At 51.0% G+C, this 14,272-nt stretch carries 8 protein-coding genes; 1 reads left to right on the top strand and 7 read right to left on the bottom strand.

The features are described from left to right. Positions 1–2: 2 nt before the first annotated feature. From ACR9Y8_RS24620 to ACR9Y8_RS24605, 4 genes are read right to left on the bottom strand one after another with little or no spacing between them, the layout of a single operon-like run. On the bottom strand, positions 3–1,496 hold the full coding sequence (locus tag ACR9Y8_RS24620) for a RagB/SusD family nutrient uptake outer membrane protein (protein WP_481215908.1): 1,494 nt from the start codon (positions 1,494–1,496) through the stop codon (positions 3–5). Between the two features lie 29 nt (positions 1,497–1,525). Continuing rightward, positions 1,526–4,552 (bottom strand): SusC/RagA family TonB-linked outer membrane protein, encoded by a 3,027-nt coding sequence (locus ACR9Y8_RS24615; protein WP_481215907.1) that lies wholly within the window; start codon positions 4,550–4,552, stop codon positions 1,526–1,528. Between the two features lie 37 nt (positions 4,553–4,589). Continuing rightward, a complete protein-coding gene (locus ACR9Y8_RS24610; RefSeq protein ID WP_481215906.1) occupies positions 4,590–6,875 on the bottom strand; it encodes an FAD-dependent oxidoreductase in 2,286 nt (761 codons plus the stop codon). A gap of 51 nt (positions 6,876–6,926) precedes the next feature. After that, complete coding sequence (locus ACR9Y8_RS24605; protein ID WP_481215905.1) at positions 6,927–8,666, bottom strand: sodium:solute symporter family protein; 1,740 nt, start codon at positions 8,664–8,666, stop codon at positions 6,927–6,929. A gap of 285 nt (positions 8,667–8,951) precedes the next feature. Between ACR9Y8_RS24605 and ACR9Y8_RS24600 the strand changes: the two genes are divergently transcribed. Further along, on the top strand, positions 8,952–10,025 hold the full coding sequence (locus tag ACR9Y8_RS24600) for a LacI family DNA-binding transcriptional regulator (RefSeq protein ID WP_481215904.1): 1,074 nt from the start codon (positions 8,952–8,954) through the stop codon (positions 10,023–10,025). A 73-nt stretch (positions 10,026–10,098) separates the two neighbouring features. Here the strand turns inward: ACR9Y8_RS24600 and ACR9Y8_RS24595 are convergent, their stop codons facing one another. The 3 genes from ACR9Y8_RS24595 to ACR9Y8_RS24585 all read right to left on the bottom strand — a co-directional run bounded on the left by ACR9Y8_RS24595 (position 10,099) and on the right by ACR9Y8_RS24585 (position 14,257). Further along, positions 10,099–11,130 carry a DPBB and LysM peptidoglycan-binding domain-containing protein gene (locus ACR9Y8_RS24595; protein ID WP_481215903.1) on the bottom strand — a complete coding sequence of 344 codons (1,032 nt, stop codon included), beginning with the start codon at positions 11,128–11,130 and terminating at the stop codon, positions 10,099–10,101. Positions 11,131–11,220: 90 nt separating this feature from the next. After that, positions 11,221–12,615 (bottom strand): methyltransferase RsmF C-terminal domain-like protein, encoded by a 1,395-nt coding sequence (locus ACR9Y8_RS24590; protein WP_481215902.1) that lies wholly within the window; start codon positions 12,613–12,615, stop codon positions 11,221–11,223. A 130-nt stretch (positions 12,616–12,745) separates the two neighbouring features. Further along, entirely contained in the window at positions 12,746–14,257 is a 1,512-nt protein-coding gene (locus ACR9Y8_RS24585; protein WP_481215901.1) for an NAD(P)(+) transhydrogenase (Re/Si-specific) subunit beta, read from the bottom strand. Positions 14,258–14,272: the final 15 nt, after the last annotated feature.

The following is a 14,272-nucleotide window of genomic DNA, read 5'->3' as shown; positions in this document are numbered from 1 at the left end:
CTTTATTTCCAGTCAGGATTCTGTTCGAGTTTCTGATTAGCGTTTATTTCACTCAGCGGTATGGGAAAATAGCGATGTTTTGGCTGCGGGCTGCGGGTTGGAAATACATCATTCACAGCTTTAGGTATTACCTGCATAAAGGTGTTGGTACGGGTCAGATCATACCAGCGGTCGGCTTCTGCAAACAGTTCCCAGCTGCGTTCCTGCAGTACGGCGCTGATAAAAGCATCCTTACTGAGGCCTGCCAGTGCGGGTAAGCCAGCCCTTGCACGTACCGTGTTAATATAGCCATATGCCTGGGCATCCGGCCCGGCGAGGCGGGCGGCTGCCTCTGCTGCTACCAGATACACATCGGCCAGGCGCATCAGTGGAATGTTTACGGCATGCGCACCAACAATAGAATTCGGATCCATGTATTTCTTCACCAGCACTCCTTTTTTTGTAACAGGCGTAATGTTAGCCTGGTTCACCACTTTCCCCTGACGATCTACATAAAACGTATCCAGGAGCTGACGGCGCTTGTCTGCCGGGTCAAAGGAATCAAAAAAAGCCTGGTAAGCGAAGATAGAACCAAATGAAGATTTACCATAGGCAGGGCCATTACTGTTGGGCGGACCATATAATGCCATGATCTGCGAAGCGCGGGAAGGCAGTGAGGATTCTGCTTCGAAAGCCCACATGTTTTCCTGGCGGGCTACATCTTCTTTAGCCACATTGAATACGTCCAGCACATCAGGCATCAGCTGGTATTTACCGCTGCTCAACACTTCATTCGCCTTTTGCAGGGAAGTGGCCCAGTCTTCATTATACAAGGCGGCCTTTGCATACAAGGCCTGCGCCACCTGTTTAGAAGGACGGCCTTTAGGCCAGGAAGCACTATAGTCTGGCAACCCGGCAATGGCGCTGTCCAGGTCTTTATAGATCTGCTGATATACGCCTTTGCGTTCTGTCTTGGGCTCATAAGCGTCTTCCAGCACTTTGCTGGGGTGAGTACGCACTACGATGTCCCTGAAGTTCTTTGCCAGCATCCAGTGAAACCAGGCGCGCATGTATTGTGCTTCGCCGATGATCTGCTTTTTGCGCTCCGCATCCATCTTAGTGCCCGGTATTTTTTCCAGCACCCAGTTAGCTGCTTCAATGCCTTTGTAGCAGTTATTCCAGAGATCAACCGGCGATTCCATGGTGCGGTTGTAGCTTCTGACAGCGGTATAGTCCTGGTCATAACTGAAAAGGGTATACGTATCTCTGCCTACCACGGGGCGCGGATATACCTGGTCTGCACTGAGGTCAGCGATCAGCAGCGGAGACGGGCCATTGTACATATCTGCCATTGCCGTATAAACAGCGGCCAATGCGGCTTCTGCATCCTGCTGCGTTTTATAGAAGGTTTCAGTATAGATATTAGAATAAGGCGTTTCATCCAGTTTGCAGGATAACAGCGATGTTGCCAGCAGGCAGGTGATAGCTGCAAACTTTACAATGATTTTGACTGCCATGGATCAATATTTTAAGTTTAGTTATATGCTTAGAAAGATACCTGCAGGCCCAGCAGGAAGGACCTTGCAATAGGATACACCAGGTTGTCTACCCCCAATACCGTATTGGAATTACCGAAGGAATTCACTTCCGGGTCGAAGCCGCTGTAATTGGAGACCGTGAAAAGGTTGTTGGCGCTACCATATACGCGGATAGAAGAGATCCATTTCATGGCAGGGAATGTATAACCCAGTGTAATGTTCTTGCAGCGCAGGTAAGAGCCATCTTCCATGAAACGGTCTGTTAACGGTAAGCGACCACCCTGAAAACCGCTCACATACTCATTGCCGGGATTATCGGGCGACCAGCGGTTCACTAGTCCTTTGTACACATTGCGCGAGCCTAAGGGATTCTCGAAAGTATACCTGATCAGGTTGTACACCTTATTGCCCTGGGAGCCTGAGAAGAAAGCGCTGAAATCAAAACGTTTGTAGCTCAAATTGGTAGAAAAGCCGTAGATGAAAGAGGGATTAGCGTTGCCGATGATCTTCTGATCGTCGGCAGTGATGGCGCCATCTTTATTAAGGTCTTTTACCCTGATACCACCGGTGCGGCTGCCGCCTGGCTCGATGGCTTCACCGGTCTGATAAATACCGTCAAAGATGTAGGTTTTGAAGAGGCCCAGCGGTTCTCCCACTTTCAGTACGCTAAAGTTATTGACCACGTATTCATTGGTGCTGCTGTTCAGGTGTAAGAGCTTGTTCCGGTTTACAGTGATATTGCCTGCTACATTCCATTTCAGCGGGCCATCCAGGATAGCTGCATCTACTGCTACTTCCAGGCCTTTGTTCTCCAGGTTGGCAAAGTTGCCGGTGATTGAACTGTAGCCGGATGAATTGGGCAGGGCCATTACAAACAAGAGATCGTTGGTCTTCTTGTTGTACAGGTCTGCGGTGATATTCAGACGATCGTTCCAGAGGCTGAGGTCAATACCGAGATCTGCCTGACGGGAGCGTTCCCATTTAAGATCCGGATTGGGTATGCCTGTGGGGCTGATGCCATTCATTGGCGAGTGATTAAAATAGTAGTTGCTGGTACTGCCAACAGTGGCGAGCGACTGGTAAGGACCGATAGCGCCTGCATTACCTGTTATGCCATAGCTGAAACGTAATTTCAGGTTGCTGATGGCCTGGATGCTTTTAAGGAAAGGTTCTTCTGATACCCTCCATGCAACAGCAGCTGCAGGAAAGAAGCCATACTTATTATTGGCGCCGAACTTGCTGGCGCCGTCTACGCGGGCGATCAGGTCTAACAGGTACTTATCCCTGAAAGCATAGTTGATCCTTCCCATATAGGAATCCAGCCTGTCTTTACTGCGGGTGCTGGATACGGTTTTATCTACTGCCAGCTGCAGGGCTTCATTCGCAGTAGCATCGTTGGGGAAGTTGGATGCATTGATGGTATTGCTGTTGCTGTTATTGCTTTGTGTGGCAAACACGCCGGTGAATTTCAGCGAGTGCTGATCAAAACGCGTTTGATAAGTAAGCACACTTTCATGCAGCAACACCACGTTATTGGAGTTCTCCTTCCGGGCTGTTCCACCGCCAGACACCAGGTCTCCGGTATTCATGATGGAACGCGGAGAATAATAATCTCCCAACCCGGAAGAGATGATCGGGTTAAAATTAGCCCGGTAGGTCAAGCCTTTCAGCGGTGTGAACTCTGCATAAATATTGGCAAATGTTCTGCTGGTCTTATCGCGGTTCAGGATCTGCGCCAATCCGAGCGGATTCACCACTTCGCGGTAACGCCCGTTGAACTGATCTCCGAAGGGCAGGATACTGCCATCCTCTTTATAAGGCTGCATGGTAGGCGGTGCGCCTAAGGCGGCCCCCAGTATGCTGCCGGTAACGGCGCCTGCATCTATATTGGTGGAGCCGGTAGGCACTGCGTTATTGATCACGTAGCTGGTATACAGGCTGGTCCCTATCTTCAGCAGGTCGTTCACGCGGTGATCGAAATTCAGGCGGAAAGAATAGCGTTTAAAGTTGGAGCTGATCATCACTCCCTGCTGGTTAAAATAGTTACCAGACAACGCGAACTGTGTTTTCTCACTGCCGCCTGATACGGAGATCTGGTGGCTTTGAATAGGCGCATCGCGGAAGATCAGGTCCTGCCAGTCGACGCCTTCGCCCAGGGAGGCAGGGTTCTCATAAATGTTGGTATGATAGACCTCGTTTTCCAGCTGTGCAAATTCGGCAGCGTTCATCATCTTCATCTTTTTAGTGACCTGCTGCACGCCGTAGTAGGCATCATAGCTCACACGTGTTTTACCGGATTTACCGCGGCGGGTGGTGATCAACACTACGCCGTTAGCGCCCCGCGCACCATAAATAGCGGTGGAGGAGGCATCCTTCAATACTTCTACGGATTCGATATCATTGGGATTGACAATTGAAAGACTGCTGATATCATTGATACCACCGGAGTTGGACAGCTGTACACCATCTACCACGTACAAGGGCTCGGAGCTGCCGTTGATAGAGTTGTTACCACGGATGCGCATACTTACACTACCACCGGGAGCAGCGGAGTTCTGCGTAACCTGTACGCCGGCCACACGGCCCTGCAAGCCCTGTACAACGTTGGCCACCGGCGTTTGCTTCAATTCTGCCGACTTTACAGAAGCAATAGCGCCAGCTATATTACTTTTCTGCTGCGTGCCGTAACCCACCACCACTACTTCGCCTAATGCCTTGGGATCGGGCGACAATGTAACATTGATCTCGCGCTGCCCGTTCACCGGTATTTCCTGCACCAGGTAACCGGTGAAAGAAAACACCAGTACCGGTGACGCCTGTTTTACGGCAAGGCTGAACCAGCCGTTGGCATCGGTGACCGTACCAGCGTTGGCATTTTTCAGCCTTACGGTAACGCCGGCCAGTGGCTCTCCTTTTTCGGAAGACACCACCTTCCCTTTCACCACCGCTTCCTGCGCAGCAAGCGACAGCGGGATAAATAGTATGGCAAACAGTATCCATACTTGCATGAACAGATCTGATAGATGTTTTTTCATAACCGTGGTATTAAATAAAGACAGAACAGCACCCGGTTCAGGAGCACTGTATTTCAAAAATGGCTGCCGGTACATGATCGGCAGGATGCGCCATTTCAATGCGCAGTGCGGATGTGCTGATGGGCTTGTCCCATACAATGTGATTGATAGTTTGATAATTGTCCCGTTGCTCGTGAATTAATGCCCCCCTTTCATCATAAATGCGGTAGTGCCTTACGCAAAAAGGTATTACATCTTCCGGATGCCCCATGAGAGAGGACTCCAGCGGATGATCAAAATCCGTATCGAAATGAAGCGTGAGTGTATGCAAGTCTTTGGGCGTATCCCATTGCAGCTGCAGGAAAGGCTGCGCATCCAACGGATCTGCTACCCATGCATTAGCGCCCAGGTAAGGGCGTGTGAAGCCGTTGGTAAGGTGTACGGCATCATAAGGCGCCAATGCCGGTGTTACGGTCATGGCTATATTATGCCCTTCCGGTCTTCTGCGCGGGCACCAGAATTCGAAGCTGTCGACTCCTGAATTTTCAGGCGCCAGCTGTTTGCCATCGTTAGACACGGCTTTATTCTTACCATTAAAAACAGATACGATACCGCTGTAGCGCCATTGGCTGCCCTGCAGGGCTAGTGCAGGATTGGCGTCAAAGATCAGGAAGCCATATTGCGTGCCGGGAATGGGCGCTGTAAAAGCAAGGGTCACCCACTGTTCCCCGGCCTGCACGGGTATTTCCAGCGTTTCTAATGTAATCTCAGGTGTGTAATTGGAGGGCTTCTCCCCTATCTTCAATGCAGCGCGCAACACAGTAGCTGTTGCTGCTTTTACTTTTACTTTAAACTGGTAGCGTTCATTTTTACTGAAGGGCAGCAGTTGTCCGGCGCCTTCTTCCAGGGCCATCCAGGGACCATTAAAAGGTATTTCTGCTAAAGCGAAAGTAGAAGATGCAGTGATATCGACAGTATTCATCGGATCCTTATCATCCCTGCTGATGGCGATACCCGGAATGCTCTGGCCCATACGGTTCAGGTGCTGTTGCAGGCGGCGGAGGCAGGGCTTTTCCGTGAGCTGCTGCGGCATCAATCCATGCTGTATACATAACGCTGCGGCAGCGCCTACTACCTGTGCTCCCAGGCCGCAGGTAGCCATTACGCGTGATGATCCGAAGGCTACATGGCTAACGCTGATGATACGACCTGCAAAGAAAAGGTTGTCAATATCCCTGCTGATATAAGAGCGGTAAGGGATCTGGTAAACGCCTTTGGTGTGCCACTGGTTGCAACCGGGCAGTTCACTGTACACACCATCTGCAGGATGCAGATCAAGGGCCCAGCCGCCAAATGCTACCGCGTCGTCAAAGGAGCGTTGCTGGATAACATCCTGCTGGTTCAGCATGTAATAGCCTTCAAAGCGCCTGCTTTCCCGCTTGCCGGGAATAGCGCCCACCCATTCCAGCGTAAGGTTGTCTACATCTTTGAAATTGCCGGAGTTCTTGATATAATCCCACACGCCGTATACAATGCGCCAGAGCTCCCATTTGATCTGTTCTGTATCATGGACGGTGTCTGCACGTCCGCCATATTCTATCCACCATAAGCGGCAACCGTTGAGGCCCGGGCTTAGCTGTTTGTAACGCGGAATCTGTTTGATGTCTTTCAACGCATAATCCGGCGCTACGTATTTAACCGGCTGCGGGGCCTCTTTGCTGTAGAAATAGAGCGAATGGCCCAGCAGCTCACCATAGTTGGTATCCGGCGCCAGCGATTCACCGAATTCGTCCCTGCTTTCAGCGCCCATTCTGAAGGCGGCGCCTGCCAGGAAGCTTACAATACCATCCCCGGAGGCATCGCAAAACAGGGGTGCTTTTAACTCATATGCTGTGGAGTTCTGGCTGCAGAAGGCGCGCAAATGATCTATGCGCCGTTCTGATGATTTATGCACCTCGTATACTACAGCATTCAGCAGCAGGGTGATGTTTGGTTCCTTTGTTACTTTCTCCAGTAAGATAGTATCCAGTATCAGGGGGTTGCCTTCTTTGTTACGATACAGGTTCTCGATCAGGATCTCATCGATCACGCCGCCTTCTCTTGACCAGCGGTTGTTATTTCCCAGGTGGGAAGTAGCGCCCAGGATCCATAACCGTACTTCGCTGGAAGCATTGCCTCCCAGCACGGGCCTGTCCTGTACGAGCACTACGCGTATACCGCTTCTGGCAGCTGTAATGGCGGCACAAACACCGGATATACCTCCACCGGTAATGATGAGATCTGCCTGCAGGTTGATCAGGCGGTTACTTCTCGTCTGGGCAGTACGCTCCTCTCTGATTATCATAAATAATCCTGTTTATATTGATAAAATAAAACTCAGTAAATACAAGCAGGATTAACCTGCGTTGGTGACAACAGGCGGCGATGGAGTTTTGCCAGCTGTTTGCGCTATTAATCGCCGCTTCAAACGATTGGCTGCCTGCAGCGGAATCAAGGCGGCAAATAATATGGCGGTGGCAATACCGGCTACCAATGCATTACCGCTAGCGGCAATCATACCCAGTACGTAGAGCAGTAATGCGGTAAAGCCTAATGCAAAGGCGATCACGCGTAAGCCGAAAAGGTTTTGACGATGGATAGCTGCCATCTCTGCCACATCTTCTGCAGCACGTTGCTGTTGTTGCCTGCGGTATGCCTGGTACTGCAGGTAATCCTGGGATGCTGCTTTGCGGGATGCGATGATGAACTCATATACGGCCAGCATGATCAGTGGCAGCGCTACGCCCAATACCATCTCTGCTGCCCGGCTTAAGCGCAAGTTCATTAACCAGGGCGTGATGAATTTAAAACAGAGGTTCATCAGCAGACAGGCGGCAGTAATGATGTATGCCGCCTTTCCGCTAAGGCGTTTGAAGAACAAGGCCCACACGGGTGGCAGCAGCAGCGGCCCACCGGTAATGGCGGCAATGGTCAGTACTACTTCTATCATTCCTCCTGCAGCGGGCACCAATAGTGCGATGCCGATCATGCCAGCGCCGAGCATGAAAGAAGACAGGCGGGCCATGCGGATCAGCTGTTGCTGACTGGCTGCGGGATTGATCCATCCCTTATAAATATCGTTGGTGAACACGGCAGCGGTTACATTCAAGGTAGTATTAGCGGTGGCAGAGGTAGAGAAATACATGCCGGTAAGCATGAGGCCCATTAAGCCAGAGGGCAGTACCAGCCTGCACACCTGCAGGTAGGCATTCTCTGCATCCAATCCCTGCAGCGAAGGGTTAATGCTCTTATAAATCATGGGTGGCAGCATCCATATAACAGGGCTGATGATATACAGCGCCGCAAACAGAAAGGCCACTTTTTTTGCGGACCTGGGCGAATCCACGCTGGTATAACGCTGTACAAAGGTCCAGTTGCCACCGATATAGCAGATGTGATATAAAGTGAAGGCAAGCATGAAACCAATGGTGTATTCTCCGTTCAAAGCCTGGAAGAAATCAGGAGGCACTTTTGCAGTGAAGGATTGCCAGCCGCCGGCCGCATTTAAAGAGAGGGGCAGCACGATCAATACAGCCGCCGTCAGGATCACAAACTGGAGGATATCTGTTACCATTACTGCCCACAAGCCTCCTATTGCGGTATAAGCAATCATCATCACACCCAGCACCAGGGTACAGGCTTCCAGCGGAAAGCCGAGGGAAACGCTTACCAGTTTGGCAACGGGGTATAATACAGCGCCTTTATTGACCAGCGACACCAGCATAAAAATGAAGATATAGAACTGCTGAACAGGCACTCCCAAACGCTCTTTGATGAAGGCGGCAGCTGTTAAGGCGCCGGTACGTTTCCATCGTGGGGCGAGGAACAGGGCTGTTACCAGGCCGCCGAGGCACATGGTCCATTGGATGGTTACAGACACCCACCCATATTTATAAGCAATAGAGCCCCAGGCTACGAAAGTACCGGCAGAGAAAAAGCTCATGAACAATGACAAGCCGCCGATGAACCAGGGTACTGCTTCTCCTCCTGCAAAAAAAGATTTCATATTTCTGCCGGTGCGGGCGAACAGGATCCCGATGAAGAGCACAAATAATGAGAAGATAAAAATAACCCCCGTATCGATGGCAGTAGTCATACGAACAATTGAAACTGATTATGGGAAATTTCCCAATAGATACCCCGTTTAAGAAAACGGCATGCGGGCATACCGTGGAATTTAAATTATTAGATCTGGCTGTTACATAGAAAGCGCTACAGCATTACATCAAAGCGCTATCGAACTTTCTTCCTGCATCAAATTTTGTTAAACAAAACCGATTAAACAAATAAGCGGGCATCTTTTTTTCGTGGGAACGTTCCCATTTTATTGGGAATGTTCCCAATTTATTACATTTGCGTGCAAGGGGTTAAAATCCACGTTATGAAATCGAAGTATATCTCCATCATTGATATTGCCAGGCAGTTAAATATATCCAAATCAACGGTATCACGGGCGCTGACAGGGCATCCGAATGTAAATGCGGAAACACGCACTGCCGTGCTGGAACTGGCCCAGAAACTGGATTACCAGCGTAACCCGCTGGCACTAGGGCTCGCGCAAAACAGCACCAACATTATCGGGATCATGGTGCCCGAGTTTATGTCTACCTATTTCCCTTCCGTAATCATCGGCGCACAGGAAGTATTGCATGCCGCCGGGTATAATTCCATCATCTGCCATAACAATGAATCGTATAATGCAGAGGTGCTCAACACCAAACTGCTATTGTCGTATCATGTAGACGGCATTATTGTTTCGCATACCAAAGAGACCCGGAACTTTGATCATTTCCAGATGATACAGCGCAGGGGCATTCCGCTGGTGTTTTTTAACCGTACCAGCGACGATCTGAATGTACCGCATGTAGTAGTAGATGATTATGAAGCGGCCTTTCATGCCGTAGAGCACCTGATAAAGATCGGGCGCAGAAGGATTGCCCACCTGGCCGGACCAGATTCACTGATCAATACGCGGCTGCGGCAGCAGGGCTACCTGGATGCATTAAAGAAGCATAAGATCCCTGTAGACCCGGAGCTGATCATCAGCTACGACCTTACACTGGAGAAGGTAAGGATCTACATCAAACATTTCCTGGATCTTCCGGAGCCGCCGGATGCGCTGTTCACCATCAACGATCCCACTGCCATTGCTGCGATGGAAGTGATCAAACAAAAGGGATTGTCTATCCCGAAAGATATTGCGGTAGTAGGTTTCAGTAACGATCTTTCGGCGCAGCTGGTATCACCGGGGCTTACCACTGTGGCGCAACCTACTTTCGACCTGGGGCGGGAAGCTGCCCGGCTGCTGTTGCAGGATATAAACGCCGTGGTGAAGAATGATTATACGATCAAAAAAGCGCCGGCCGTATTGCTCAAAACAAAACTGATCATCCGGGAATCTACCGTTCCGTCTACCCAACAGGCCAGGCGCAAAACGCAGGGCTCCAGGCGTTGAAAACAGGAACGCTTAACAAGTAATGCAGTCAGCATTCCCTGTTAAGCGTTCTCTTATATTAAGTGTTAATTCGCTAGTTTTCGTAGCTCAGCTCACAGTAAAACTTCGTCTCATTAGTACCCAGTGCCTCGATGGCAGAATCACTCAGCTTGATAATAAGACCGGCGTTCTGTTTCATCTGTGGAATGGCTTCCAGCACCTTGGCGTAGATAGATTTACCATTCAGCGGATTGGTTACTTTGATGATCGTGCCGCGGGAAGCAGTGTTATGCAGCGCATAATACTTACCTGCACCGGCATTGCTCTTGAACCAGGAACCAGGGCCTTTCTCGGTGGTCACCTTCTTGCCTGCGGTTTGCTGTTCGTAGATCGACTCAAAGCTGGCGCCGGAAGATGAAGCCGATGCCGGCGGGTTAGCTGCCGGAGGAGGCGCCTGTTCTTTCTTGGGTGTTGCAGGCGGAGGCGTTTCCTTCTTCACTGTTTCCTTTGCTGGCTCGGTATTGGTTTGCACAGGCGGCGCCGGTGTGATCACGGGGGGCGCAGGTGTTACGGATGCAGGAGGAGGCGCCTGCTCTTTCTTCACTACTGTAGTGGTTTCAGTGGCAGGCGGCGGCGTGGCCGGAGCAGGGTGTGAAACGGGAGGCGCTGCAGCTGCGCCGTTAGCGCCGCCTTTCAGGTAGCCCACTATCAGGTAGCCATCTTTCTTTACACCATCACCCGTGAAATTATTCCAGTGGCGGATATTATCCAGCGGCACCTTATTGTAGTTAACACTGATACGGTACAATGTTTCTTTTTCTGATACCTTATGATATACCGGGTGCCCGCCGGCGTCGCCGCCCTGGAGGAAATTGCTCTGTGTCAGGGGGATCTTCACGCTCTGGCCCAATTGCAATCCGCCTTCAAAAGAAAGGTTATTCTGTGCTGCGATTTCTTTGGGAGGAACACTGTAAGCACGGGACAGGCTATAAAAAGTCTCACCCTTTTTCACTGTGTGCGTTACGTACAGATCAGGCGCTGTACCCTGTATTTCCAGGGTGTCCTGTGCCTGCACGCGCGCCGCCCCCAAGATAATTGCCCCTATTATCAAAATTGATCTTACCATACTAACTCATTTTATATGCTAACGCATTTTCAGGCAACGAATATATGCGTTAAAATTGAAAAATTCTGGAATATCCCTTGTGTGAAAACCTTAGATCTCTTTTAAAATACGGAGCTCTTTAGGATAATAATTATTGATGCGGTTCGGTAATATTTTCGCCCATCCGAGCGGCATATTTTCATATTCCATCAACGCCCAGCCTTTTGTGCTGAGCTGCAGTGCCGGGTCTTCCTTGCGGAGGTACTGCAAGGCCTGATCTTTTGTGAGCGCTACTTTCTGCACCTGCGGCGCCAGCAGCCTGCTCATGGCCAGCTGGTGATCAGGCACTAATTCCTTCGCCGCCAGCTGCCCTGCCTTCACGCCTGCTTTGCGCAAATATAGTTGTTGTTGCAATACCGCCACTGCAGGAGTGACGGCTTCCGGCAACAGGAGCACATCTCCCTGGTGCTCCATGCAGAACAGCTGATCCACATTGCTGATCCAGGGCTGTAATTTTTCACGGTCTTTTTTGGCGAGTGCGGGCAGCGTATCTTTCTGTTTCCTGGGCTGCCAGTTATCCCCATTCCTTTTACGGAAGCAGGCTATAAAGAACCCTTCGCCTTTTATTTTATCGGGATAGAAGCGGTAGCCTTCACTCTTTCGTTTGTCCGATACAGTGGTAATAATGTTCCAGGAGGCTGGTACTGTAAGCGGTATATTATCAGCGTCCAGTTCGGCTGAAAGCCAGTCCAGGATAGCTTCATCTTCTTCCCTGGAATAAGAGCAGGTAGAGTAGATGAGGATACCATTCTCTTTCAAAGCAGGCCAGGCATCTGCCAGAATACGCTGCTGGCGCTGGGCGCAGAGAGTCACATTCTCGAGCGACCATTCCGCCACTGCTTCCGGATCGCGTCGGAAGAGCCCTGAACCCGAGCAGGGCGCATCTACCACCATTACATCAAAAAAGCCGGACAGGCGCGCCATATCCCTGGGATCGTTGTTGGTCACTACTACATTAACGGCGCCCCAGCGGCTGATATTGTCGGCCAGCAGTCCTGCTCTTGCGCGGATCACTTCATTAGATACCAGTAAGCTATCCGGGCTGATAATAGCCTGCAGTAAAGTGCTTTTACCGCCAGGCGCGGCGCAGAGGTCCAGCACTTTCAAAGGCTGCTCCAGGTCGCAGGTCTGGCGCATGGCAAATTCCACGAACATGGAAGAAGCTTCCTGTACGTAATAAGCGCCAGCGTGAAAAAAGGGATCGAAGGTAAAAGAAGGGCGCTGCGGCAGGTAAAACCCGTATTGCGACCAGGGTACGGGGCTGAGCGGCGCAGGGCTTAAGGACTGCAGCACTTTTTCCTGCAGGGCCGGATCCTGCAGCTTGGCCGGGTTGACACGCAGGGAGGTCACCCGTTCTCCGCTGGTATGTACCTGTACAAACGCTGCTTCGTCAAAACCGGGAAGGCCGGCCAAACTTGATAATAATGCGGGTGGTAAGTAAGACAATGAAAAAACTTTGGGGCAAAATTAAGGTATAAAAAGTTGTCAGTTGTCAGTCGTAAGTTGTCAGTGATCTAAGCGGATAGAAAGTTGCACCAGTTACTGTCAACTGACAACTTACGACTGACAACTATCGTTACACTTGCTTGATCTCAGCGATCAGTTGCTGCAATACCTGCTTGGCATCGCCGAACAGCATAGATGTTTTGGGTTGAAAAAAGAGGTCATTTTCGATGCCTGCGTAGCCGGGTTTCATGCTGCGCTTATTGACGATCACCATTTTGGCTTTTTCCACTTCGAGGATAGGCATGCCATAAATAGGGCTATCCGGGTCTGTTTTTGCAGCGGGGTTCACCACATCGTTTGCGCCCAATACCAGCACGGCATCTGTGGTGGGAAAAGCTTCGTTGGCCTGTTCCATTTCAAGCAGCTTTTCATAGGGCACGTCTGCCTCTGCCAGCAGTACATTCATGTGCCCGGGCATTCGGCCTGCTACCGGATGAATGGCGTATAATACGGTCACGCCTTTATCTTCCAGCAGTTTCTCCAGCTCATGACAGGCGTGCTGGGCCTGCGCTACTGCCAGTCCGTACCCCGGCACGATCATTACTTTTTGCGCGTAGGCCAGCACCACGGCTGCATCGGCAACAGCAATGGATTTATACTGTCCCTGCTCTTTGGCTGCTCCGGCTTTGGCGCCGCCGAAAGAGCCGATCAGCACGTTCTTCAGCGAGCGGTTCATGGCCTTGCACATCAGTATAGTGAGGATGGTACCTGCAGAACCGACGAGGATACCACCGGTAAGCATTACCTGGTTGTTATATAAAAATCCTCCACAGGCAGCGGCTACGCCTGTGAAAGAGTTCAGCAGGGAGATCACTACCGGCATATCCGCGCCGCCGATGGGCATTACAAATAAGACGCCGTAGGCGATTGAAAGCAATAGGATGAGATAGAAAAGGAATTTCACAATACCGGCTACACGTATGGTCAGGCCACCGCCGTTGCCGATGGAAAGCTCAACGCCCACGTGTTGGTCGATCGTAGCTACCAGGTAGAGCGCAGAAAGCAGGGAAACGCCCAGTACCACGAGGTTCACGATATGCTGTCCTTTGAAAGCAAAATCTTTTATCCGCCCGTTCAGTTTTCCCCAGGCGATCATGCTGCCGGCAAAAGAGACGGTGCCAATGATCAGCCCCAGCAGGATGATGAGCAGGCGGCCACCCAGTGAAGCATGCTCCAGACCGGACAGCTCACGCAGCTGCGGAAGAAGAGCGGTAGCAATGCCTGCGGAAGGCGTGGTGACCATATGGTTAAATTCCACCACCGATATCAGGGCGGCACAAGCGCCGCCCATACCATTGAACAGGCTTACCATTTCCGGCATAGCGGTCATCTTCACCTTCCTGGCGGCCAGCACGCCTACTACGCCGCCTATCAGCAGGCCGGCGAAGATCCATCCATGGTTGTGCAGGCGCTCCCCGTTATTTTCATACAGGAAGATAGTGCCCAGTATGGCAAGCGTCATACCGCCGGCGGCAATGAGGTTGCCCTTACGGGCAGTGGCCGGGTGGCTGAGCATCTTCAGGCCGATAATGAATGTAACAGAGCCGATCAGGTAGATGATAGATAACACGCTAAGGGACATATCTCAATTTTTAGA

It is taken from the genome of Chitinophaga sp. SVR4-12A (assembly GCF_056754765.1).
Note: the sequence above shows the minus strand (reverse complement) of the source record. Positions and strands in the feature narration are given on the sequence as shown.

Coding starts and splice junctions, on each gene's coding strand:
- ACR9Y8_RS24605 (WP_481215905.1), bottom strand. CDS start 8,666: ATGACTACTGCCATCGATACGGGGGTTATTTTTATCTTCTCATTATTT.
- ACR9Y8_RS24595 (WP_481215903.1), bottom strand. CDS start 11,130: ATGGTAAGATCAATTTTGATAATAGGGGCAATTATCTTGGGGGCGGCG.
- ACR9Y8_RS24585 (WP_481215901.1), bottom strand. CDS start 14,257: ATGTCCCTTAGCGTGTTATCTATCATCTACCTGATCGGCTCTGTTACA.
- ACR9Y8_RS24620 (WP_481215908.1), bottom strand. CDS start 1,496: ATGGCAGTCAAAATCATTGTAAAGTTTGCAGCTATCACCTGCCTGCTG.
- ACR9Y8_RS24600 (WP_481215904.1), top strand. CDS start 8,952: ATGAAATCGAAGTATATCTCCATCATTGATATTGCCAGGCAGTTAAAT.
- ACR9Y8_RS24615 (WP_481215907.1), bottom strand. CDS start 4,552: ATGAAAAAACATCTATCAGATCTGTTCATGCAAGTATGGATACTGTTT.
- ACR9Y8_RS24610 (WP_481215906.1), bottom strand. CDS start 6,875: ATGATAATCAGAGAGGAGCGTACTGCCCAGACGAGAAGTAACCGCCTG.